Genomic DNA, 22,099 nt, shown 5'->3' on the forward strand with positions numbered 1-22,099 from the left:
GCGTTGCGGTTGGACCGAACCTGCCGGGTCCGCCGGGCCTAGGCTGCAGTTCATGAGCCTGCTGCGGTACTCCATCGTCGACGTCTTCACCGACCGCCCGTTCACGGGCAACCCTCTGGCGATCGTCTTCGACGCGCAGGACCTGGCCCGCGAGCAGATGCAGGCGATCGCGCGCGAGTTCAACCTCAGCGAGACGATCTTCGTGCTGCCGCCGACGACCCCGGAGGCGACGTACCGTGTCCGGATCTTCACGCCGGGCACCGAGCTGCCGTTCGCGGGCCACCCGACCGTCGGGTGCGCGGTCACGCTGCTGCGCAACGGGGCGATCAAGGGCCCCGACGTCGTCCAGGAGTGCGGCGCGGGGCTCCTGCCGATCCACATCGACGAGGTGCACGGCACGGCGACGGTCACCGGCGGGCAGCCGACCGTCGGCGCCGAGCTCGACCCGCTCCCGCTGCTCGAGTCGATCGGGCTGACCGAGGCCGACTACGCCGGCCCGGCCCCGCGCAGCGCCGGCTGCGGCCTGGAGTTCACGTTCCTGTCCGTGACCGAGGACGCCGTCGCCCGCCTGCGGCCCGCGGGCCTCGTGGACAACCTGAGCGTGTTCCACTGGGACCCCGAGCGGCGCTTCGCGCACGTGCGGGTGCTCGTGCCCGAGGTCGGCGTGGCCGAGGACCCGGCGACCGGCTCGGCGGCGCTGGGGCTGGGGGTCTGGCTCGTGACCAGCGGACTGTTGCCGGGCGAGGGGCTCTCGGAGTACGAGATAGGCCAGGGTTTGGAAATGCACCGGCCCTCGGCGCTGCACTGCGCGATCACCGCAAGCGGCGGCCGGGCCGTGTCCGCCACCGTCACGGGTCACGTCGTGCCGATCGCCTCCGGCGAGATGATCGTGCCGCCCTTCGTGGGCTGACGGCGGCCGCCGAGGAGGACCACCGCCACGCCGGCGAGCAGTACGGCGATGCCGGGCAGCGTGCGCGCCGGCGGCAGCTGCCCAAGCAGCAGCCACGCGATGACCAGCGCGCCCGGCACCTCGAGCAGGAGCAGCACGGCGACCGTCGTGGCGCTCACCCGATGCAGCGCGTAGTTGACCAGCGTGTGGCCGAGCAGCTGGGGGCCCACCACCATGCCGGCGATCGCCAGGACGGTGACGCCGGTGTACCCCCACAGCTGCGTCCGCCCGACCACGCACGCGATCGCGAGGAGGGCGGCGCAGACGGAGTAGCAGACCGTGGCGTACGTGGTCGTGGCGAGGCTGGCGCGGGCGCGCGCGCCGAGCAGGGTGTACCCGGCGGCGGCGATCCCGCCGGCCAGCGCCAGCGCGTCGCCGAGCAGCGCCCGGCTCGACAGCTGGGGGTCGGCGCCGGTGGCGAGGGCCACCCCGGCGACCGCGATCCCGATGCCGGTCCAGGTGCGCGCCGGCACCCGGATCCCGCGGGCGGCCGAGATCAGTGCCGTCCAGACCGGGGTGGTACTGACCAGCGCCACCGACATCGCCACGCTGGTCAGCTTCGCGCTGGGCACCCAGGTGCCGAAGTGCACCGCCAGGCAGGCCCCGGCCAGCACGGTCACCGCCAGGGTCCGCCGCCCCGCCCCCGGCCGGAACAGGTCGCGCAGCTGCTCGCGGCGGCCGGCCAGCGCCGGCGGGGCCAGTACCGCGGCGCCCGCGGCGTTGCGCCAGAACGCGATCCCCAGCGCCGGCGCCGTCGCGAACGCGATCAGCGGTGCCGATGCCGACACGGCCACGATCGCAATCACAAGAGCAATAAACGTGCTAGGGCTGACCTGGCGCATGGTGCGAATTGTCGTCCATCCGACACAGAGGCCCGTCAGGACCATGTACACCGTTCGGAGGATAAGAGGGGGGCCGAACGGTGATAGAAGCCGTCTGTTTTGACTACTTCAACACGTGCACGAGCGCCGTCCGTCGAGGTCACGGGCATCGCCGGACCGCCGAGCTGCTCGGCGTAGACCCGGCGGAATGGGTCAAGTTACTCGACCGAACATACGACGAACGGGCCCGCGGCGCATACGGAAGCCACTTTGCGGGCCTGCGCCGGTTGTGCGGCGAGCTCGGCGTGGAGCCGTCGACCGCCCAGCTGCGCGCCGCCGCCGAGCTGCGCCTGGCGACGCTGCTGGACGACGCCCCGCTGCGCCCGGAGACCATCCCGGTCCTGCGCGCCCTGCGCGCCGCCGGAATTCGGATCGCGATCGTGAGCGACTGCTGGTTCGAGCTGCCGATGGTGCTGCCGCGCTCGCCCCTGGCCGACGTGTTCGACGCGGCCGTGTACTCCTCGCAGGTCGGGCACACCAAGCCGCACTCGTCGATGTACGCCACCGCCTGCGGACTGCTCGATGTCGCCCCCGCCCGCTGCCTGTACATCGGCGACGGCGGCGGCCGCGAGCTCACCGGCGCGTCCCGGTTCGGCCTCACCGCCGTCCAGCTGCGCGCCCCCGACCTCGGCGGCCACCTCACGTTCCACGCCGAGCCTGACTGGCGTGGGCCGTCGATAGCGTCGCTGGAGGAGGTACCGGAGCTGGTGGGTGCGCCTATGCTGGTGGCGTGACCGTGACGGCGGCGCTGTCGCCAACGGATGGCCGTTTCCTCGCCCGCCTCGCGGCGGACGCGGTCCATGCACGGCTCACCGGCGCCCGCCTCGCGGCCCGCATCCCGCCCGACAGCCCGCTGCGCGACGACGGCGCGTCGTTCGTCACGCTCGAACGAGCCGGCGCCCTGCGCGGGTGCGTCGGCACCCTGGAGCCGGTCTGCCCGTTGCACCGCGATGTCGTGCAGAACGCGATGCGCGCGATGAACGACCCGCGGCTGCCCCCGGTCACGGTGTTGGACTGGCCCGCCCTGGACGTGAAGGTGTCGGTGCTGTCACACCCGGAGCCGATCCCGTCCACGAGCCGCGCCGACGTGGTGGCCGCGCTGCGCCCCGGCCAGGACGGCCTGATCCTGCACTCGGACGACGGCCGCCGGGCGACGTTCCTGCCGTCGGTGTGGGCGAAGGTCGACGACCCGGAGCTGTTCGTGGCGGCGCTGCTGCGCAAGGGCGGCTGGCCGGAGGGCGCGTGGCCGCCGGACCTCCGTGCCGCCCGCTACGCCTCGACGGAGTTCCACGACGAGTCCCCGCGCGAGGCTCTGCCCACCTGATCGGGGGCAAATCGGATATAACCGTAATTTCCGATTTCTGTGCCGCGATTGCGCATGATCGCGAATCGAAGCCCCCTGCGGGGGTTGCGGTCGCACCCCGCGGGTGCCCAATGCCAGCCGCACCACGGCCGGCTGAGGACCTGGGCAGTCGTGGATCTGGCTGCGTCTTGGGTCCTCGCGGGCCCTGCTGAGGATCTTGGTCCCTGTCGCGGGCCGCGATCGGCTTTTCCCGCGGACCGCGCCGTAACGGTGCGCTCATCTTGCTCACGGCCCGCATCCGGCCCCTGCAGCCCGCGCGTCGTGCCGCGGCGACGCGGTAGCCCCCGGCGTCTGCGGCCTGGCGGCGGACGGAGGACTGCGCGGGGCGGCGGCGCGAGCGAGCCCGGCGCGGCCGCGACCTCCGGGAGCCGGCCGCAATCCGCGGTCCGGCCAGCGCAATCCGGGCCCGGCCCGTGATTGGATGGCAGTGTGGACGCGCTCGTGGAAGAGGCCGCGAAGAAGGCCGCCGTAGCCTGGATCGCCGTATCCGCCCGCCCGGCCAAGCTGGTCTGGTGCGCCTGGCTGGGCGGTGCCCTCCTCGTCGTCAGCGGCGAAGGCGAGCAGACCCTCCCCGGCCTGCCCGAGGCGGCGACCGTCGAGGTCAGCCTGCGCGGCGACCACGGCGGCCGCATCGTCACGTTCGACGCTGAGGTGAGCACGATCCGGCCCGACGACGAGGCGTGGGGCGAGCTTGTGACGCAGTTGGCCGGCAAGCGGCTCAACGGCGCCGGGGGAGCCGAGGACCTCGCCCGTGCGTGGGCCGAGCGGGTCGAGCGTGGCAGTTGCAGTGTGTGCCGGCTGACCCCGGTCGGGGGCACCGCGCCGATGCCGGATGACAGTCAGGCCGCTCCGCCGCGGCCGACGACCGCGACGCGTATCCCGCGGCGGCCGTTCCGGCTGCACAAGGTGCGTGGGGCGGCGAAAGAACGGCGAAGCTGAAAGCGAACGAAGGTGCGGGTCGCGCGCCCTTCCTTCTCCTTGCTCAACGCTAGCATCCGCCATCAAAACGATCTTTGCAGCGACAACGCAGCGTTACCCCAAGCCTACCGCCCGGAGGCTTTCGTTCCACAGGCTGGCGGCCAGCGCCGGGTCTGCCGTGTCGCGGGTCGGGCGGGACAGGTGGCGGTCCACGTAGTAGCCGCCCGAGGTGAGCTGGACCGGGGGAGTGGCGGCCAGCCAGACCAGGGTGTCGGCGCCGCGCTCCGGGGTGCGGGCGAACGGGGCCAGGCGGGTCATCAGGTTTATGCCGATCGATGCGCCGAAACGGCTGCGGACGAAGCCCGGGTGGTACGACGCTGACATGATGTCCGGCCACCGGCGCGCGGCCTCCGCGGCGAACAGGATGTTGGCCTGCTTCGCCGAGCCGTACTGGCGCCACAGGCCGTGGCGCTTCGAGCCGCGCAGGTCCGACGGGTCCAGGGCGCCCATCGCGTGGGCGGCCGAGGCGGTGTTGATGATGCGGCCGCCGCGCAGCTGCTCGCGCAGGAGGTTGCTGAGCAGGAACGCCGCCAGGTGGTTGGTCTGCAATGTGGCGTCGAAGCCGTCGGCGGTCACCTGGTGGCCGCGCACGACGCCGCCGGCGTTGTTGGCGAGCACGTCGATGCGTTCGTACCGCTGGCGCAGGTGGTCGACCAGCACGTGTACGTCGTCGAGGCGGGCGAAGTCGCTGCGGTACGCCGGGACGTTGCGGCCGGACGCGACGGCTCGCACGGCCGTGGCGGCGGCCTCCAGGCGTTCCGGATTCCGGCCCACGAGAACCGTGTTGGCGCCGCGGCGGGTCATGTCAATGGCGGCGGCCAAGCCGATTCCGGAGCTGGCCCCGGTGATCACCACCGTACGGCCGGTGAGATCTCCCACAGGGGCATTCTGTGTACTCACGCGTCGAGGTTACCGTCTGGTATCCGTCCTTAACCCTTGCTAAGGAGCCCCGCCATGGCCGCCCTCGGACGTCCGCGACGCTCGTGTCTCGCCGTGCCCGGATCGAGCGTGAAGATGCTCGGGAAGGCCCAGGGGCTGCCCGCCGACCAGGTGTTTCTCGATCTCGAGGATGCCGTGGCGCCGCTGGCCAAGCCCGAGGCGCGCAAGAACATCGTGGCCGCCCTCAACGAGGGGGACTGGGCCGGGAAGACCCGCGTCGTGCGGGTCAACGACCTGACCACGCCGTGGACGTACCGCGACGTCATCGAGGTCGTCGAGGGCGCCGGCGAGAACCTCGACTGCATCATGCTGCCCAAGGTGCAGAACGCCGGTCAGGTGCAGTGGCTCGACCTGACGCTGACCCAGATCGAGAAGCTCGTGGGCCTGCCGGTCGGGCGGATCGGCATCGAGGCGCAGATCGAGAACGCGGCGGGGCTCGTCAACGTCGACGCCATCGCCGCGGCCAGCCCGCGCATCGAGACCATCATCTTCGGGCCGGCCGACTTCATGGCCTCGATCAACATGAAGTCGCTCGTGGTCGGCGCGCTGATCCCGGACTACCCGGGCGACCCGTACCACTACATCCTCATGCGCATCCTCATGGCCGCCCGCATGCACGACCTGCAGGCGATCGACGGGCCGTTCCTGCAGATCCGCGACGTGGACGCGTTCCGCGAGGTCGCCAAGCGCAGCGCCGCGCTCGGCTTCGACGGCAAGTGGGTGCTGCACCCGGGGCAGATCGACGCCGCGAACGAGGTCTACTCGCCCGCGCAGGAGGACTACGACCACGCCGAGCTCATCCTCGACGCGTACGAGTACTACACCTCGGAGCAGGGCGGCCGGCTCGGCGCGGTCATGCTCGGCGACGAGATGATCGACGAGGCATCGCGCAAGATGGCGCTGGTGATCTCCGCGAAGGGTCGGGCCGCGGGGATGAAACGCACCACCACGTTCACCCCGCCGAACTGAGAAAACGCGCGTCGCATTGCCCGCCGGTGTGTCCGGCAGGCAGGATTTGTCCTATGGCACCCGACCTACGTTCCAGCGGCCCCGCCGGTAAGAGCGGCCGGCGCGACGCGAGCCGGCCGTCCTCAGCCCGGCGTACCCTGCGCGCCGTACCGTCCAACGGCGGTCCCGAGCTCGCCGGCGACCCCGTCGACGAGGAGTCCCCGACCGCCGCCGACCGGCTCGAGGGGCGCATCGCCCTGGTCACCGGCGCGGGCAGCCCCGACGGCATCGGCTACGCGACCGCCCGCCGGCTCAAGCAGATGGGTGCCGCGGTCGCGATCGTGTCCACCACCCGGCGCATCCACGACCGGGCCAGCGAGCTCGGCGTGATCGGCTTCGTCGCCGACCTCACCGTCGAGGCCGAGGTCGGCGCGCTGGCCGACGCCATCTCCGACCAGCTCGGGCCGGTCGACATCCTGGTCAACAACGCCGGCCTGGCCAGCAAGGCGAGCCCCGAGGTGCTGCGCCCGGTCGCGCAGCTGACCTACGAAGAGTGGCGCGCCGAGATCGACCGCAACCTGACCACGGCGTTCCTAGTGAGCCGCGCGTTCGTGGGCGGCATGGCCGAGCACGGCTGGGGCCGCATCGTCAACCTCGCCGCCACCGCCGGGCCGGTCAACGCCCTGCCCGCCGAGGCTGGCTACGCGGCGGCGAAGGCCGGTGTGGTCGGGCTCACCCGCGCGCTGGCCATGGAGCTCGTGGCCGACGGCATCACCGTCAACGCCGTCGCCCCCGGCATCATCCACACCGGCGCGTCCACGCTGGTCGAGCTCAAGCAGGGCTTCGGCACGCCGATGGGCCGCCCGGGCACGCCGGAGGAGGTGGCGGCCACCATCGCGTTCCTGTGCTCGCCCGGCGCGTCGTACATCACCGGCCAGATGCTGGTCGTGGACGGCGGCAACTCGGTCAGGGAGGCCCAGTACCGCTGAGCAAGCGGTCAGCCAATCATCAGGTTTGCTGGCTACGCTCGGCGGCATGGGGGCACGACCCGGGGATTACGTGGTGCTGCTCGGCCCGCCGGTCGTCGTCGGGTCGGCCGTCGGCGTCGTGCTGCTCTCCGGCGAGCCCGAGGCGTTCCTGCCCCTGCTGCTGGTCCTGCAGCCGCTGACGACGCTCGGCATCGTCGTCGGGCTGGTGCAGCTCACCCGGACGACCCGCGGGCCGCAGACGTTCCAGCTGGTGGTGTACGAGGGGCACGTCGTCTTCGGCGCCCGCCCCACGTTTCGCCGCCAGTGCATCTTCAACGGCCTGCTGAGCGCCGCGCTGCTGCTGATGGCGCTCAACGGCCTGCGGGTGCCGGGCCGGATCGTCCCGGGCCTGTCCTGGGTCATCCTGGCCCTCAACGGCGGCGCGATCCTCCTGTTGCTGGTCCGCATGATCCGCAGCGGGCCGCTGCTGATCACGCCCGACGGCATCGCGATCGACGGCGGGCGCACGTTCGTGCCGTGGGCCGCACTCCAGGCCGGTCCGGACCGTCCGCAGTGGACGCTGTCCCACCCGGAGCTGGTGCGGGGCCGGCCGATCAAGCGTTTCCAGCCCGGGCAGATCGTGCCGCTGGACGTGTCGCTGTGGTTCCTGTTCCGGGCGATCCACTCCTACCTCGACCACCCCGAGCGCCGCACGGCGATCGGCACGCCCGAGGAACTGGAGCACCTGCGCGGCACGTTAGCCCGCCAGTCCACCTGATTGCCTGACGCGGACCGCGCGGCGCCGTCCCTAGCATCGAAGGATGCGCTGGCCCTGGGTCGTGATCCCGTCGCTGCTCGTGCTCGGCGCCGGCGCGCTGGTGCTCGCGTTCTACCCGGGCGGCTACATCATCTTCGGACTGTTCGGGGTCGCCGGGTTCGGGCTCAACCAGATGCTGACCGACCTGCGCCGGCGCGAGGAGCCGCCGGCCCGCCCCGGCTGGGAGTTCCACCCGCCGGCCCGGCTCGCTTCGGCCCGCGCCGGCCGCGCCTTCGCCGTCGCGGTCATGTTCGTCTGGATCGTGGTGTTCGTCACCGCCGACCCGCCGGCGCGCGTCGCCGCCGGCATCGCCGCGGTCTGGTGCACCGCCATCGGCGCCCTGCTGCTGCTCCGGCTGGTCCGGCGCACCCCCGCGCTGCGGCTGGGCGTAACCGGGGTCGAAGTGCGCGGCCGGCGGTACCGCTGGGAGAGCATCGGCGGCGTCGAGCTCAACGGCGACCGCGCCAACCCGCGCCTCGATCTGCTGATCGCCGGCCGCCGCCAGCCGGTCACGCTGCGCCCGTCCGGCGTCGAGGCGAGCCTGCTGTTCCTGATGGACCTGCTGGGGTACTACGCCACGCACCCCGACCGGCGCACCGCGATCGGCACCGAGGAGGAGGCCCGCCGCGCCCACGCGCTGCTGCTGGAGGCCCGGCTGGCGGCCGGCCTGCGCGGCGGCCCGCGCCCCATCCTGACCGGCCGCCCGGCATTCATGCCGAGCTAACGTCGAGGCATGCGCACTGCTGAACAGATCCTGCGCGAGGCCCGGACGATCGCCGTCGTGGGCGCATCGAGGGATCGCACCAAGACCGCCCATGCCGTACCGCAACAGATCCAGCGGCACGGCTGGCGCATCATCCCGGTCAACCCGTTCGCGACCGAGATCTTCGGCGAGCGCGCCTACGCGACCCTCGCCGACGTCCCGTTCCCGGTCGACCTGGTCAACGTCTTCCGCCCGTCGGCCGACGCCACGCAGGTCGTCAAGGACGCGCTCGCGATCGGCGCCCCCGCGATCTGGCTGCAGCAGGACATCGTGTCCCCGGAGGGCCGGGCGCTGGCGGAGGCGGCCGGCGTGGACTACGTCGAGAACTCCTGCATCGCCGTCATCCGCGCCGTGCACGCCATCAGCGCACCCCGTACTCCCTGAGCAGCCCCCGGCTGATGATGGTCTTCTGAATCTCCGAGGTGCCCTCGCCGATGAGCAGGAACGGCGCCTCGCGCATCAGCCGCTCGATCTCGTACTCCTTGGAGTAGCCGTAGCCGCCGTGGATGCGGAAGGCCTCCTGCACGACCTCGGCGCAGTACTCGCTGGCCAGCAGCTTCGCCATGCCGGCCTCGACGTCGTTGCGCTGCCCCGCGTCCTTGAGCCGGGCCGCGTTGACCATCAGCCCGTGCGCCGCCTCGATCTTCGTGGCCATCTCGGCGAGCTTGAACGCGATCGCCTGGTGCTTGACCAGCGGCGCGCCGAACGTGTGCCGCTGCTGCGCATAGGCGATGGCGAGCTCGAACGCCCGGATCGAGATGCCGCACGCGCGCGCGGCCACGTTGACCCGGCCGACCTCGATGCCGTCCATCATCTGGTAGAAGCCGCGACCGGCCTGCTCGGCGCCGCCGAGGACGGCCGAGGCGGGCACCCGGACGCCATCGAGGACCATCTCGGTGGTCTCGACGCCCTTGTACCCCATCTTCTCGATCTTGCCCGGGATCGACAGCCCCGGCAGCTGCTCGTTGAGCCCGAACCCGGGCTCCTTCTCGAGCAGGAACGTCGTCATGTTGCCGTACACCGACCGGGCCCCGAGCTCGGTCTTCACCAGCGTCGCCACGACGGAGGAGTAGGCGCCGTTGGTGAGCCACATCTTCTGCCCGTCGAGCACCCACTCGTCGCCGTCGGCGACGGCCTTGGTGCGGATGGCGGCGACGTCGGACCCGGTGCCCGGCTCGGACATCGAGAACGCCCCGCGCACCTCGCCGGTGGCCATGCGCGGCAGCAGCCGCCGCTTCTGCTCCTCCGACCCGTGCTGGGAGACCAGATAGGCCACGATGAAGTGCGTGTTGACGATCCCGGAGACCGACATCCAGCCGCGGGAGAGCTCCTCGACGACGAGCGCGTAGGTCAGCAGCGACTCGCCGAGCCCGCCGAACTCCTCGGCGATCGTCAGGCCGAACAGCCCCATCTCCCGCATCCCGGCGACGATGTCCGCCGGGTAGACGTCGTCGTGCTCCAGCCGCTGCGCGTGCGGGATGATCTCCTTGTCGACGAACTCCCGGACGGTCTCGAGCATCGCCCGCTGAACGTCGCTGAGCCCGGGCGTCTGGGCGAGACGAGCCATGACGAGACCTCCGTTGGTCGGCCGAAGTTACCCGCTGGTATCCCCTCGAAGTATCGGAGCTTTCACACCCCGGGCCAATGTGAGCGTCCCACGTAACGCTGTGAAATGGTTCTCAGGTGCGCCTACACCCGCTGTCGATCGCCGCCCTGGCCTGCGCCATCGTGCTTCCCCCGTTCGGCATCCTGATGGGCCACATCGCCTGGTCGCAGTGCCGACGCGAGCACCGCCCCGGCGCCGGGCTGGCCCTGGCCGCGATGATCGTCGGTTACACGGAGCTACTGGTCTTCTGCGGCGTCCCCATTGTGATGGCCGGCTTTTAGCTCGACGGCGGCCCAGGGATCGCGCACCGGCGCCTCCTGCCCGGTGGGGCAGACCTTCCGGTAGTCGCACCAGGAGCACCGCGGCCCGGCGACCGTCGGGAAGTCCGCCGAGGCCTCCGCGGCCACGATGTCCGCCGCGGTCTCCTCCGCGCGCCGCAGGTGCCGCGCCAGCGACTCGTCCGTGTGCTCGAACGCCGCCACGCTCCCCGTCGGCAGGTGGTGCAGCTCGACCCGCCGGCACACCTTGCGGAACTGCCGCGAGGCGGCGATCGCATACAGCGCCAGCGCCCGCGATCCCCGTGCGTCGTCCTGCGACAGTCCGGCCCGCCCGGTCTTGTAGTCGACGATCACCAGCTCGTCGCCGCGCTGGTCGATGCGGTCCACCCGCCCCGACAGCGCCAGCGTCTCCGTGCGCGTGGCGACCGTGCGCTCCACGCCCAGCGGCTCGTCGTGCGGGTCGAGGCCGTCCACATAGGACTCCAGCCACTCCAGCGCCCGCCGGTAGACCTCGCGCTCCTGCTCGTCGTCCCGGTAGCCCTCGCGGACCCAGGTCGCCTTGAGCAGCTTGGGCAGCGCCGCTGTCGTGCGCCGCTCGGGCTCCAGCGCATACCAGTTCTTCAGGGCCGTGTGCACCGAGGCGCCCAGCGAGTTGTGCGCCCACGGCGGCCCCTTCGGCGGGGCCGGCCGGTCGACGTATGTATATCGATAGCGCCGCGGGCAGTCCTCGTAGCTGCCGAGTTTGCTGGGCGTGCAGGTGAACAGCCGCCGCGGCGTTGCGAAAAGTCCCAACTGCTCCACGCCCAGCATCCTGCCACCCGGGTACGACAAAAACGCATTCAGCGCCTTCACCGAAGCGAGCGCCGACGGCGCTTTCAGTGTGAGCGCAGCAAGCATGGGGGGTCCGGGGTGGGAACCCCCCGGCGCGCCCGAGCGAAGCGAGCGCCGACGACGCTTTCAGTGTGAGCGCAGCGAGCATGGGGGGGTCCGGGGTGGGAACCCCCCGGCGCGCCCGAGCGAAGCGAGCGCCGACGACGCTTTTGAGTGTGAGCGCAGCGAGCATGGGGGGTCCGGGGTGGGAACCCCCCGGCGCGCCCGAGCGAAGCGAGCGCCAACGACGCTTTCAGCTTCAGCTTTCAGTGCGGTGAGTGCAGGTAGGTCGTGACGAAGGCGCCGATCGCGTCCGCCAGCAGCTGGACCGCGATCGCCGCCACGAGCAGCCCGGCGATGCGCGTGACGACCTCGATGCCGCTCGGCCGCAGGATGCGGACCAGGACGCCGGAGAAGCGCAGCACGAGGTACACGATGAGCATGACGGCGACGATGCCGACCGCGACGGCGACGTACCCCGAAAGATGGTGTGCCCGCCGCACGAACAGCATCGTCGCCACGATCGCGCCCGGCCCGGCTAGCAGCGGCGTGCCCAGCGGCACCAGCGCGACGTTCGTCGTGACCTGGTCGCGGGGGTCGTCGGTCTTGCCGGTCAGCAGCTCGAGCGCGACGAGGAGCAGCAGCAGGCCGCCTGCGCCCTGCAGGGCCGGCAGGTCGATGTGCAGGTAGGCGAGGATCTGCCGGCCCAGCAACGCGAACGCCACGACCACGCCGCAGGCGAGCGCGACCGCCTGCAGCGCCGCCCGGTGCCGTTGCCGGCGCTCCATCTGGCCGGTGAGCGCGAGGAAGATCGGTACCGCGCCGGGCGGGTCCAGAATGACCAGAAGCGTCACGAACACTTCTCCGAAGAGCTTCAAATCCACGACCGGATTGTCGTGGCCGCCCCGTATCGAGCCGAAACCAGGGTCTTGACGTCATCGAACGGCGCCCCTACGTTGCCCAGAGAGAACAGCAAACTTTCTTAACAGCTCCGTATTTCCGGTCAGATGGAGGGTTTCATGGGCAAACGCAGCGTCCTGGCCGGGTTAGCGGCCGCGCTGGCGGCCACGTCGCTGGCGCTCGCGCCCGGGACCGCGGCGAGCGCCCACGGCGCCGCACCGCACCAGGACCAGTACAAGCGCGTCGGGTACTTCATCCAGTGGGGCATCTACGGCCGGCAGTACTACGTCAAGAACCTCGAGACGAGTGGCCAGGCCGCCCGCCTGACGCACATCAACTACGCCTTCGGCAACGTCGACGCGACCGGCAAGTGCGCCTCCGCCGACCCGTGGGCGGACTACCAGCGCCCGGTCTCGGCCGCGGAGAGTGTCGACGGCGTCGCCGATGCGCCGGGCCAGACCCTCAACGGCAACTTCAACCAGCTCCGCAAGCTCAAGCTCATGCACCCCGGCCTCAAGGTTCTCATGTCGCTGGGCGGCTGGACCCTCTCGGCCAACTTCTCCAACGCCGCGCTGACCGACGAGTCGCGCAAGGCGCTGGTGAAGTCCTGCATCGACACGTTCATGTCGACCGGCGTCTTCGACGGCTTCGACTTCGACTGGGAGTGGCCGGGCTCCGAGGGCAACCCCGGCAACGTGATCCGCCCGGAGGACAAGCAGAACTTCACGCTGCTCGTCGCCGAGTTCCGCAAGCAGCTGGGCAAGAACGCCACCCTCACCGCGTTCCTGCCGGCCGCCCCCGCCAAGATCGACGCGGGCTTCGAGGCGAACAAGATCTTCAAGTACCTGGACTTCGGCTCCGTGCAGGGCTACGACTTCCACGGCACGTGGGAGTCGACCACCAACCAGCAGTCGGCCCTGTTCGTGCCGCGCAACAACCCGACCAACCCGGACTTCAGCGGTGCCAGCTCGCTGAAGGCCTGGGCCGACCGCGGCGCGCCGAAGAAGCAGCTCGTGCTGGGCGTGCCCTACTACGGCCAGGGCTGGACCGGCGTCACCAACGCCAACCACGGCCTGTTCCAGCCGGCGACCGGCCCCGCGGCCGGCACCTGGGCGGCCGGCAACGAGGACTACAAGGTCCTCGCGACGCTGCCTCAGCAGGGCTACAAGGTGTACCACGACCTGCTCTCCGGCAGCGCCTGGCTGTTCAACGGCTCGACGTACTGGACCTACGACGACCCGATCGTGGTGGCCCAGAAGGGTCTCTACGTGCGCCTGGCCGGCTACGGCGGCGCGATGGTCTGGTCGCTCGACGGCGACGACGCCAACGGCACCCTGACCAAGACGATCTACAGCACGCTGCAGTAACGCGATAGCGCGCGAGCCGCCCCGGGACACCTCACCCGGGGCGGCTCACGTATTGCTCGATCCCGTCGAGCACCCGTTGCAGGCCGAACGCGAAGGCCCGCTGCCGTCCGCCCGCGCGGTGCTCCTCGCCGGTCGCCGACGCGACGCGGGCCGCGGTCGGGAACCACGCCGGGTCGATGACGTCGGCCAGCACGGGCGCCCAGTCGGCCCACCACTTCTCGTCGCTGCGCCCGGTGTGCTGCTCGGCCTGTTCGGCCAGCACGGCGCCGCGCGCCGCGCCGGTGACGTAGTCCAGCACGAGCCTCAGCAGCCGGTCGGCGTCGACGTCGGACACTCCGGTGCCATCGAACGCCCGCAGCTCGAAGTCGTACTTCGCGATGGCGTTCGGCCCGAGCACCGGCCGGCTGGTGGCGACCTCCAGCAGCCAGGGATGCGCGCAGTACAGCCGCCAGTTGTTCGCCGCGACCTCGCTCAGCCGCTCCCGCAGGCCGGTGCGGGCGTACTTGTCCCGGGCCGCGTCGCTGTACACGGCGTCCACCATGAGGTCCAGCAGCTCGGATTTGCTCGGCACATAGGTGTACAGCGACATGGCCGTGATGCGCAGTCGTTCGGCGACCCGGCGCATCGAAACGGCCGCCAGTCCCTCGGCGTCGGCCAGCGCCACGGCGGCGGCCACGATTCCCGGCACGGTGAACTTGGGTCGCGGGCCTCGCGTGGCGACCGGGGTCGACACCCGGCCCCACAGCAGGTTGATGCTGCGGCGAGGATCGCCGGCGCTGCTGTACTCCGTGCCCATCTCCCGCTCACCCCAGCACGGTGGTGCCCCGACCGGCCGCGATGATGCGCTCCAGCACCTCCGGCGCCGTGGTGCGGGCGCCGAGCCGGACCGTCTTGTTGGTGCCGTGGTAGTCGCTGCTGCCGGTGGTGACGAGGCCGAGCGAGGCGGCGAGCGTCCGCACGTGGTCGCGCTCGGCCGGGCTGTGGTCGGTGTGGTCGGCCTCCAGCCCGAAGAGCCCGGCGGCGGCCATGTCGACGATGAGCTCGTCCGGCACGATGGGGCCGCGGACGCTGGCCCGCGGGTGGGCGAAGACCGGCACCCCGCCGGCGCCGAGGACCAGGCGCAGCGCGACGAAGACGTCGAGGTCCTCCTTCGGCACCCGGTAGCGCCGGCCGAGCCACTCCGGCTCGAACGCCTCGGAGACCGTGCCGACCAGGCCCCGCCGGATGAGCGCCTGGGCGAGGTGGGGACGGCCCACGGTGCCGCCGGCCGCGTCCTGCAGGACTTCGTCCCAGGTGACGTCGATGCCGTCGGCGTACATCATCTCGACCATCCGCTCGGCCCGGGTCTCCCGCGACAGGCGTACCCGCGCCAGCTCGGTGGACAGGGGGGCGTCGGCCGGGTCGAACAGGTATGCGAGCAGGTGCAGGCCGATCGGCCAGGCGCCGCCGTGCCACCGGCACGACAGCTCGGCCCCCGGCACCAGGGTGAGACCGGCCGGGCGGGCGGCGGCCGCGGCCGGCCAGCCCCCTGTTGTGTCGTGGTCGGTCAGCGCGACGACGTCGAGCCCGGCGGCGGCCGCCTCGGCGACCAGCTCGGACGGGGTCGACGTGCCGTCGCTGGCGGTGGAGTGGGCGTGAAGATCGATCCGCACGCCTTCAGCCTATAGAGGGCAGGGCGCCGCTACTGGGCCTCGAGCGGTTCGATGAGGACGACCTGGTCGGTGGTCTCCTGATCGTCCGGCTCGTCCTGGTCGAGGGGCTGGTAGTCGCCGGTCTTGCCGGTCGGGTTGAGCTTGAGGAACTTCCTGCCGGTGTCGACCACGAACGTCGTCGAGTTGAGCCAGACGGTCTTGGCGGTGACCGTGAGGGGCCAGAGCTTCGGCTTCGCGCCGGTGAACACGGTGGTCAGGTCGACGATCGCCACCTGCTTGAGGCCCTCGACGGGGTACGCCAGCCAGCGGCCGTCGGGGGAGATGCGCCCGCCGAGCTTCGCCGCCATCGGCAGGCCGCAGATCTTGTTCTTGACCGTGAACGGCTGGTCGAACAGCAGCTGCGCGAGGCACATCGCGGTGTCGGTGCCGGCCGCGGCCACCTCGGCGTAGACGCCGCCGCTGTCCGTCGTGCCGCCGAACACGCGGACCACGGTCTTGTCCCACGACGGGTTGTACACCCGGTCGGTGCGCCAGACGTCGAAGCCCTGGCTCTCGCTGCTCAGCACCAGCTTGTTGCCGACGAACGTGACCGGCTGCGTGTCGCGGGGCACGTCCGTCGAGACCGTCTTGGTGATCTTGTTGCTGTCGTCCTTCTTGTTGCCCCCGCCGTCGCCGTTGGCCCGCGAGCCGACGTTCATCTGGCCCTGCGCGGCCCACGCCACAGTCTTGCCGTCGCGGGCGACGGCGATGTTGCTCGCGTCGTCGACGAGGACCTGCGGCGGCTTCTGGCTGTCGTCCTGCAGGACCAGCTGCTTGTCGCCGTCGGGCTGGGTGTTGACCACCAGGTAGCCGTCCTTGGCCTGGTAGGCCGCGGTGACGGTGCTGGCCGCCGGCAGCTGGAAGCGGACCTTCGTGGCGGCCTGGGCGCTCGGGCCGATCGCGTCGACCTCGCGCATACCGGTGGGGCCCGGCGGCAGCGACGCCGGCCCGGGCGAGGGGCGCTGCTCGATCGTCGGCTGCTGCGAGCTCTCGGCGACGGGCCCGCCGGGCGCACCACCGCCCGTGAACGTCTGGAGGACGACCACCGAGGCGGCGGCGATGGCGACGAGCCCGGACAGCCCGGTGACCGCCTGTCGCCGGCGTCGGCGAATCCGGGCGGCCCCCAGCAGGGCGGCGTCGGCGACCCCGTTCAGCGACGCGAGCGGCCCCGGCGGGAGGCTACCCGCCTTGGCCGCGAACGTCTCGCGGAGTTCGTCTTCCAGCATGCTCGTCACGTCCCCAGTCAGACTTCAACCGGCTCTTCAACCGGCGCTTCCACCAAGGTCTCCGCGGGAAGAAGCGCGTCAACCTCGTCGAAAGGTTGTTCCGGCTCCTCAACTGAGGGGATTTCCTCAGCCGGCGACCTCGGCGCAGCGGTCGCGGGGGTGCGGGTGGACGGGCGGACACCCTCCGCGCTGAGCTTTTCGCGCAGCGTGGCGAGGGCGCGGGAGGTCTGGCTCTTGACGGTGCCGACGGACACGCCGAGCAGGCGGGCGGTCTCGGCCTCGGACTGGTCCTCGTAGTACCGCAGGACGAGCACGGCCCGCTGCCGGTTGGGCAGGTTGCGCACGTGCCGCCACATGGCGTCGCGCTCGAGGCTTTCCTCGAGCTGGTCGGCGGCGGCCCCCTCGGGCAGCACCTCGGTCGGGCGCTCGCCGTGCCAGCGGCGCCGCCACCAGCTGGTGGAGGTGTTGACGAGCACGCGCCGGGCGTAGGGCTCGACGGCCTCGATGTGCCCGAGCCGCTTCCACGCCAGGAAGGTCTTGGTCAGCGCGATCTGGAGGAGGTCCTCCGCGGTCGCCCAGTCGCCGGCCAGTAGGTAGGCGGTGCGCAGGAGCGCCTTGGAACGGAGCGCGACGAAGTCACGGAAGTCCTCCTCGCGGAACCCTGCGTCGTCCGGCACCGGCCGCCCCCTCCCCCTCCGCCCACGTACGTAGACGCGACCAAGGGGCTGGCGGGTTGCACTTGTCCGCGATTCTCAGCGAACTCTCAGGTGCCGTCGTCCTCGCCGCTGGCCGCACGGCCCAGGCGCGCCTCGACGGCCTCCGGCTCGTACATCTCCTCGACGATACGCAGGTAGAGCTCGTTGGGGTTGGGCAGGTTGCGGATGTTGCGCAGCGCCTGGTCCTGACCCGCCGACTCGAGCTCGAAATGGCCGTAGCCGAACATGCGGCCCGTCAATGACTGCACGTATTTCATGTCGGTGACCCGCAGCAGCGGCATCATGGCGACATTGCGGGTGAAGATGCCCGATACGACCATCACCCGCTTGTTGGTGAGGATGAATCGGTCGTACCACCAGTCGGCGACGCGCCACGCGCACCAGATGATCACCAGGGCCCAGATGATCAGCACCACGGTGCGCATCTCGGTCTGGTTGTGTTTGGTCAGCCAACCGGCGATGTAGCCCATCGCGATGGTCGCGGCGATCGCGATCGCGCCCTCTTTGGCCAGCTGAATCCAGTGCCGCTTCCATTCACCGCGGAATTTCTCCGTCGGGAACAGATAACGCGACGCGTGCCGGCTGGCCTCGTCCTCCAGGGGCGCCATGCGGCTGCCGGGCGGCACCGAGGGTCCGGCGTCGCCGCCCTGCAGCCGGGCGAACTCGTCCTGCGAGAACGTGGGCGGGGCGCCGGCATACTGCGGGCCGGCCCCGCCCCGCGCATAGGCGCCATCCGTCATCGGGTCGGCGTAGGCGTCCGAGACGAAGTCGTCGCCGTCCGTCGTGTAGCTCGCCGACGCCGCGTAGGCGTCCGCTCTGGCGTCCGAGGCGGGAAACGAGTCCGACAGCGGCTCGGGTCGTGACTCCGGCCGGGCACGGGGAATCGGCTCCGTGTCCCGGTCCTGGTTACGTCGGGCGTTCGGATCGTCCTCGGGAGGCTCGGCGCCGGTGGACATCGACGTCAGGCAACCAGGCTAGAGAAGAAGTCGCCGAATCCGGTGGCGATGTCCATGATGCCTCCGCCGATGGACTTGAAAACCTGGGCGGCAGACTGCGGCCGATAGGCCACGAAGAAAATGAGGAAGGCAATACTTCCCCAGGTGAGGACCTTCTTGACCATTGCCGTCAATCCCCTCCCCGAGGCGTTGCGACACCAACGTCCCGGCGAACTCAGCGTATCAGCTGCGCGGCTCAGCGTGCACTCACGCCGCGCCGAGCGTCGACTCGGAGCTTGATCCTAGTCGCGGCTGTCTACGCCTTGCCCTGAAGATAGGGCGACGGCGCGCCGAATACGAGTTGACTCGGCACGTCATCGGAAAGATCGTGCAGGTCAAGCTCCTCTTCGAGGAGATAACCGGCGGCCGCCGGCCAGGTGACGACGTAGAGCCACATTCCGGCCGCCTCGCCGAGGTAGGCGCAACGGTCCTCCGGCGACTTCGCCATCCACAGCGGCGTCGGCCAGCCGGCGGTGCGGACCTTGGCGTGCGCGGTGGTGGTGGCGAGGTCGCCGTCGAAGAACGGCCCCGGGTCGGTCCCCGGAATGCCGGCGAACCGGGTGCCGAGCCCGACGCCCGGCTCCTCGGCCACGATCACGGCGTCGGCCGGCCCGTGCTCGACCGGCCCCGGCCCGCTGCAGGCCAGCGCGGTCGCCCGCACACCGGAGCGCTCGTCGCCGACCCAGCCCACACCGGTCACGGTCCACCCGCTGGGCAGCGGCCACGGGCACCACAGCGGCGTCGGCCGCTTGTCGCCGGCGCGCTGGGCGGCCGCGATGAGCCGCGTTCTGGCCGCTTCGACGATCTCGGGCCCGATGTGCTGCGCGACGTGCAGCGGCAGTACCGCTCCGTCGGAGTCGCACCGCCACTCGGAGTGCATCAGGTCCGGCGGCCGCACCGGACCACCACAGCGGGGACAGCTGACTGCGACGCCCATATACCCACGGTAAGGCCGGTTCAGGGGTTTGCGACCCCGTACTGCCGGATCCACGCATGCATGGCGATGCCGCTGGCCACCCCGGCGTTGATCGACCGGGTGGAACCGTACTGCGCGATCGAGTACACGGCGTCGCAGGCCAGCCGCGCGGCTTCGGAGAGCCCCGGCCCCTCCTGCCCGAAGAGCAGCACGCACCGCCGCGGCAGCCCGGCCCGCTCCAGCGCGAGCGCCCCCGGCAGGTTGTCGATCCCGATCAGCGGCAGCTCGTGCTCCCGCGCCCACCCCAGGAACGACTCCACGTCGGGGTGGTGCCGGACGTGCTGGTAGCGGTCGGTGACCATGGCCCCGCGCCGGTTCCACCGCCGCCGCCCGACGATGTGCACCTCGGCGGCCAGAAAGGCGTTCGCATTGCGCACGACGGTCCCGATGTTGAGGTCGTGCTGCCAGTTCTCGATCGCCACGTGGAACTCGTGCCGCCGCGTGTCGAGGTCGGCCACGATCGCCTCGAGCCGCCAGTAGCGGTAGCGGTCGACCACGTTGCGGCGGTCACCCTCCGCGAGCAGCTGCGGGTCGTAATGCGGCGCGGCCGGCCAGGGCCCGTCCCAGGGCCCGACCCCGATCTCAAGATCCGTGTCCGGTTCCATTTCCGGCGACGGTACATCGAGAGCCGCCCGACGACGGCCCCGGGTTGGAGGCCGGCCGAGTGAGAAGGTTGTCCAGCTCACCCGACCGGCGCTCGTCGGCGCCGCGCCTCCGCTCAGCGGTTCAGGGCGCGCGCCAGCTCCTGGGCGATCCCATTGACGAAGCGCCGCTCCGCCAGCTGGACCTCCACTCCGCCCAGCCGGATACGCCGCCCGTGCCAGGCGGTCCGCCCGACGCTCGCCGCGATGTCCATCAGCCACTCGCCGTACGCGAGCGCGATGTCCACCCCGAGCCGCTCGGCGAGCAGCCGCGCCGCGAAGCCGCAGTCGGCGATCACCGCCCCCGGCTCGGCCGCGGTAGCGTCGATGTCGTTGTCGGTCAGCTGCTCGGCGAAGATGGCCGCGACCACCCCGCGCACCAGCAGCGCCCGGGACCGCTGCCCGGCGGCGATGGCTTCGACCCCGGCGACGGCGTCCACCCGCTCGTCCCCGGCGCAGGCCGCGACGAGCACGGCGCGGGGCAGCCGGACGAGCAGGTCCCATTCCGGCCGCCGCAGCGGCAGGTCGACCCCAACGGCCGGACGACCGGACGGGCCGGGTGCGGGCTGGCTCGGCATGGCAACCTCCCACCGCCGAGCGTATGCCGAAATATCCGGCTATTGCGGCTTTTCCGCAGCCACCGCCCACCGTTTTCGATCACGCAACACGCCGTCTCCCCGCCGCCCAACCCCCACGGACATTCCATGTCCGACTTTTCGCCCGACGGGCGATTTAGGCTTCGTGCGATGCAGCGACCGTCGGGAAGGCGGTGGCCGCGGGTTGTCAGGCCTCGGCCGCGGTCGCCGAGCCGGGAGTTGCCGTCGCCGTGGAGGACTGGGCCGTCCCGGGAGCCGTGATTGTCCGCGCCTCGGTGGCGTCGGCCGGGGCGGGCGAGTCCCCGGTTGAGGTCCGGCCGCGGCGGAGGCGCCTCAGCCAGCGCACGGGGGTGACCTTCTCCAGCGGCAGGAACGCCGCCATCGCGATCTGGTGCGGGACGAACGAGATCGTGATCAGCGCGAACGTCAGCAGGTGGAAGGCGTAGAAGCCGGCGACGATCAGGTAGCGCCACTTCGGCCGCACGAAGAAGACGACCGGGCTGAACACCTCGAACGCGACGATGCCGAACTGCGACACCGTCGTGAAGGCGGGGATCTGCAGCAGCCACTGGGCCAGCAGCGTGCCGCGGCGGATGAAGGACCTCGTCAGCGTCGCGCCGGTCAGCCAGGCCAGGCCGCCGTAGCGCAGCTTCGCGACGGACGCCAGGAAGTACGTGGCGATGACCGCGATCTGCGTCGCGCGCAACGCGAAGCCGCCGGCCTCCGTCGGGGTCTGGTCGCCGTGGCGGGCGCGGCCGGCCGTGGGCAGGACGGCCAGGGCGACCAGGATCGCGTACCGATCGTGGTCGATCTTGCCGTAGCTCATCGCGATGATCATCCACTCGAAGTAGAGGGCGAACACCGTCCAGCCGAGCAGGCGATGGGCGCGGCCCGTCGCGGCCAGCAGCGACAGCGGGATGAGCGCGTAGTAGATCGAGTTGACGATCAGGTGGGTCGGGGTGGGCAGGTGCAGCAGGTGACCGACGACGAGCGGCTGGTACAGGTTGCCGGGCAGGTTGCCGTGGCTCTTGATCCAGGCGCTGAAGAAGACCAGGTCCAGGGGGATGAAGAGGTACACCAACGTCCTGAACGCAGCGATCCGCGCCTTCGGCACGGGGGAGAAGAGCCAGCGTGACATCACGGGCGGTACCTCGCCAGAACGACCTCGGTGATCTCCCCCGTCGGCTGGGCGTGGCGCAGGTGGTGCTGCACCTCGACGATGTCGACCTCCACGAGCGCGGGCCGGCCGGGGTTGCGGGCGGCGTACGACTCCCGGATCGAGTGCAGCAGCGACGGGTCCGCCTTGAAGCGGTCGATCTGCGCCTCGATCTCGGCCCGGCGCACCCCGGCGTTGCGCTCGTCGAGCTCCAGCCGCCGGCCCGTGGTGTCGATGCCGTCGGTGCGCAGGACCAGCACCGGCTCGTCGGGGTCGTCGGCGGTGGAGAACATTCGGAAGGGGGCGAACGGGAACACCGTGTCATCGCCCCAGAGGGACCCCGCGAGGGTGAGAGCGCCGACGAGCAGCGCCGCCGCCACTCGTAGCCGGCGACCTCGCGTGCTCAAGCGTTCCATCGGGCCGGTACCTTACCGCACGGCCAATCGGTCACCCTCCGTAGTGAGAGGGTCTTCAC

At 71.3% G+C, this 22,099-nt stretch carries 27 protein-coding genes; 11 read left to right on the plus strand and 16 right to left on the minus strand.

Going from position 1 to position 22,099, the window contains the following annotated elements; translation table 11 throughout:
• The first annotated feature begins 52 nt into the window (after window positions 1–52).
• Window positions 53–910, plus strand: a complete 858-nt coding sequence (locus ACQEVU_RS54695; protein WP_433339045.1) for a PhzF family phenazine biosynthesis protein — start codon at window positions 53–55, stop codon at window positions 908–910.
• On the opposite strand, the gene ACQEVU_RS54700 is transcribed toward ACQEVU_RS54695, so the two are convergent.
• The gene (locus ACQEVU_RS54700; protein ID WP_433339047.1) at window positions 856–1,791 is read right to left on the minus strand and encodes a DMT family transporter; all 936 of its coding nucleotides are present in this window, start codon (window positions 1,789–1,791) and stop codon (window positions 856–858) included. The genes ACQEVU_RS54695 and ACQEVU_RS54700 overlap by 55 nt on opposite strands.
• Window positions 1,792–1,871: 80 nt before the next feature.
• Between ACQEVU_RS54700 and ACQEVU_RS54705 the strand changes: the two genes are divergently transcribed.
• The 3 genes from ACQEVU_RS54705 (at window position 1,872) to ACQEVU_RS54715 (ending at window position 4,132) form a co-directional block, all read left to right on the plus strand.
• Window positions 1,872–2,564, plus strand: a complete 693-nt coding sequence (locus ACQEVU_RS54705; RefSeq protein ID WP_433339049.1) for an HAD family hydrolase — start codon at window positions 1,872–1,874, stop codon at window positions 2,562–2,564.
• Window positions 2,561–3,154: an AmmeMemoRadiSam system protein A gene (gene amrA, locus ACQEVU_RS54710; protein WP_433339051.1), complete on the plus strand. Its 594-nt coding sequence runs from the start codon at window positions 2,561–2,563 to the stop codon at window positions 3,152–3,154. Before ACQEVU_RS54705 ends, amrA begins: the two co-directional genes overlap by 4 nt.
• A gap of 468 nt (window positions 3,155–3,622) precedes the next feature.
• A complete protein-coding gene (locus tag ACQEVU_RS54715; protein ID WP_433339053.1) occupies window positions 3,623–4,132 on the plus strand; it encodes a hypothetical protein in 510 nt (169 codons plus the stop codon).
• Window positions 4,133–4,225: 93 nt separating this feature from the next.
• Here ACQEVU_RS54715 and ACQEVU_RS54720 read toward each other — a convergent pair whose 3' ends face one another.
• Window positions 4,226–5,050 (minus strand): SDR family NAD(P)-dependent oxidoreductase, encoded by an 825-nt coding sequence (locus ACQEVU_RS54720; protein ID WP_433339055.1) that lies wholly within the window; start codon window positions 5,048–5,050, stop codon window positions 4,226–4,228.
• A 75-nt stretch (window positions 5,051–5,125) separates the two neighbouring features.
• Here ACQEVU_RS54720 and ACQEVU_RS54725 point away from each other — a divergent pair, with 75 nt between their 5' ends.
• From ACQEVU_RS54725 to ACQEVU_RS54745, 5 genes are read left to right on the plus strand one after another with little or no spacing between them, the layout of a single operon-like run.
• Window positions 5,126–6,079, plus strand: a complete 954-nt coding sequence (locus tag ACQEVU_RS54725) for an HpcH/HpaI aldolase/citrate lyase family protein (protein ID WP_433339057.1) — start codon at window positions 5,126–5,128, stop codon at window positions 6,077–6,079.
• Window positions 6,080–6,132: 53 nt separating this feature from the next.
• Window positions 6,133–7,047 carry an SDR family NAD(P)-dependent oxidoreductase gene (locus ACQEVU_RS54730; RefSeq protein ID WP_433339059.1) on the plus strand — a complete coding sequence of 305 codons (915 nt, stop codon included), beginning with the start codon at window positions 6,133–6,135 and terminating at the stop codon, window positions 7,045–7,047.
• A 46-nt stretch (window positions 7,048–7,093) separates the two neighbouring features.
• Window positions 7,094–7,804 carry a hypothetical protein gene (locus tag ACQEVU_RS54735; RefSeq protein WP_433339061.1) on the plus strand — a complete coding sequence of 237 codons (711 nt, stop codon included), beginning with the start codon at window positions 7,094–7,096 and terminating at the stop codon, window positions 7,802–7,804.
• A gap of 43 nt (window positions 7,805–7,847) precedes the next feature.
• A complete protein-coding gene (locus tag ACQEVU_RS54740; RefSeq protein ID WP_433339063.1) occupies window positions 7,848–8,567 on the plus strand; it encodes a hypothetical protein in 720 nt (239 codons plus the stop codon).
• Window positions 8,568–8,576: 9 nt separating this feature from the next.
• Complete coding sequence (locus ACQEVU_RS54745) at window positions 8,577–8,990, plus strand: CoA-binding protein (RefSeq protein ID WP_433339065.1); 414 nt, start codon at window positions 8,577–8,579, stop codon at window positions 8,988–8,990.
• On the opposite strand, the gene ACQEVU_RS54750 is transcribed toward ACQEVU_RS54745, so the two are convergent.
• Entirely contained in the window at window positions 8,968–10,173 is a 1,206-nt protein-coding gene (locus ACQEVU_RS54750) for an acyl-CoA dehydrogenase family protein (protein ID WP_433339067.1), read from the minus strand. The genes ACQEVU_RS54745 and ACQEVU_RS54750 overlap by 23 nt on opposite strands.
• 116 nt (window positions 10,174–10,289) lie before the next feature.
• On the opposite strand from ACQEVU_RS54750, the gene ACQEVU_RS54755 reads away from it, so the two are divergent.
• Window positions 10,290–10,493, plus strand: coding sequence for a DUF4190 domain-containing protein (locus ACQEVU_RS54755; RefSeq protein WP_433339069.1), 204 nt, complete (start codon window positions 10,290–10,292; stop codon window positions 10,491–10,493).
• Here ACQEVU_RS54755 and ACQEVU_RS54760 read toward each other — a convergent pair.
• A complete protein-coding gene (locus tag ACQEVU_RS54760; protein ID WP_433339071.1) occupies window positions 10,449–11,300 on the minus strand; it encodes a RecB family exonuclease in 852 nt (283 codons plus the stop codon). The two genes, ACQEVU_RS54755 and ACQEVU_RS54760, sit on opposite strands and share 45 nt — an antisense overlap.
• A gap of 326 nt (window positions 11,301–11,626) precedes the next feature.
• Window positions 11,627–12,244 carry a MarC family protein gene (locus ACQEVU_RS54765; protein ID WP_433339073.1) on the minus strand — a complete coding sequence of 206 codons (618 nt, stop codon included), beginning with the start codon at window positions 12,242–12,244 and terminating at the stop codon, window positions 11,627–11,629.
• A gap of 135 nt (window positions 12,245–12,379) precedes the next feature.
• Between ACQEVU_RS54765 and ACQEVU_RS54770 the strand changes: the two genes are divergently transcribed.
• The gene (locus tag ACQEVU_RS54770; RefSeq protein ID WP_433339075.1) at window positions 12,380–13,627 is read left to right on the plus strand and encodes a glycoside hydrolase family 18 protein; all 1,248 of its coding nucleotides are present in this window, start codon (window positions 12,380–12,382) and stop codon (window positions 13,625–13,627) included.
• A 31-nt stretch (window positions 13,628–13,658) separates the two neighbouring features.
• On the opposite strand, the gene ACQEVU_RS54775 is transcribed toward ACQEVU_RS54770, so the two are convergent.
• The 11 genes from ACQEVU_RS54775 to ACQEVU_RS54825 all read right to left on the minus strand — a co-directional run bounded on the left by ACQEVU_RS54775 (window position 13,659) and on the right by ACQEVU_RS54825 (window position 22,040).
• On the minus strand, window positions 13,659–14,423 hold the full coding sequence (locus ACQEVU_RS54775; protein WP_433339077.1) for a TetR/AcrR family transcriptional regulator C-terminal domain-containing protein: 765 nt from the start codon (window positions 14,421–14,423) through the stop codon (window positions 13,659–13,661).
• Window positions 14,424–14,430: 7 nt separating this feature from the next.
• The gene (locus tag ACQEVU_RS54780; protein ID WP_433339079.1) at window positions 14,431–15,279 is read right to left on the minus strand and encodes a PHP domain-containing protein; all 849 of its coding nucleotides are present in this window, start codon (window positions 15,277–15,279) and stop codon (window positions 14,431–14,433) included.
• A gap of 29 nt (window positions 15,280–15,308) precedes the next feature.
• On the minus strand, window positions 15,309–16,544 hold the full coding sequence (locus tag ACQEVU_RS54785) for a hypothetical protein (RefSeq protein WP_433339081.1): 1,236 nt from the start codon (window positions 16,542–16,544) through the stop codon (window positions 15,309–15,311).
• Window positions 16,545–16,561: 17 nt separating this feature from the next.
• Window positions 16,562–17,221 (minus strand): SigE family RNA polymerase sigma factor, encoded by a 660-nt coding sequence (locus tag ACQEVU_RS54790; RefSeq protein WP_433339083.1) that lies wholly within the window; start codon window positions 17,219–17,221, stop codon window positions 16,562–16,564.
• Window positions 17,222–17,307: 86 nt separating this feature from the next.
• Window positions 17,308–18,216: a PH domain-containing protein gene (locus ACQEVU_RS54795; protein ID WP_433339085.1), complete on the minus strand. Its 909-nt coding sequence runs from the start codon at window positions 18,214–18,216 to the stop codon at window positions 17,308–17,310.
• Window positions 18,217–18,221: 5 nt separating this feature from the next.
• On the minus strand, window positions 18,222–18,380 hold the full coding sequence (locus ACQEVU_RS54800) for a hypothetical protein (RefSeq protein ID WP_433339087.1): 159 nt from the start codon (window positions 18,378–18,380) through the stop codon (window positions 18,222–18,224).
• Window positions 18,381–18,511: 131 nt separating this feature from the next.
• Complete coding sequence (locus ACQEVU_RS54805) at window positions 18,512–19,192, minus strand: DUF6758 family protein (RefSeq protein WP_433339089.1); 681 nt, start codon at window positions 19,190–19,192, stop codon at window positions 18,512–18,514.
• Window positions 19,193–19,212: 20 nt separating this feature from the next.
• The gene (locus tag ACQEVU_RS54810) at window positions 19,213–19,836 is read right to left on the minus strand and encodes a TrmH family RNA methyltransferase (RefSeq protein ID WP_433339091.1); all 624 of its coding nucleotides are present in this window, start codon (window positions 19,834–19,836) and stop codon (window positions 19,213–19,215) included.
• Between the two features lie 113 nt (window positions 19,837–19,949).
• Window positions 19,950–20,450 (minus strand): hypothetical protein, encoded by a 501-nt coding sequence (locus ACQEVU_RS54815; RefSeq protein ID WP_433339093.1) that lies wholly within the window; start codon window positions 20,448–20,450, stop codon window positions 19,950–19,952.
• 205 nt (window positions 20,451–20,655) lie between these two features.
• Window positions 20,656–21,606 (minus strand): MFS transporter permease, encoded by a 951-nt coding sequence (locus tag ACQEVU_RS54820; protein ID WP_433339769.1) that lies wholly within the window; start codon window positions 21,604–21,606, stop codon window positions 20,656–20,658.
• Window positions 21,606–22,040, minus strand: coding sequence for a hypothetical protein (locus ACQEVU_RS54825; RefSeq protein ID WP_433339095.1), 435 nt, complete (start codon window positions 22,038–22,040; stop codon window positions 21,606–21,608). Before ACQEVU_RS54825 ends, ACQEVU_RS54820 begins: the two co-directional genes overlap by 1 nt.
• Window positions 22,041–22,099: the final 59 nt, after the last annotated feature.

The sequence above is a fragment of the Dactylosporangium sp. CA-139066 genome, from assembly GCF_050936175.1.
Taxonomy (GTDB): Bacteria; Actinomycetota; Actinomycetes; order Mycobacteriales; family Micromonosporaceae; genus Dactylosporangium.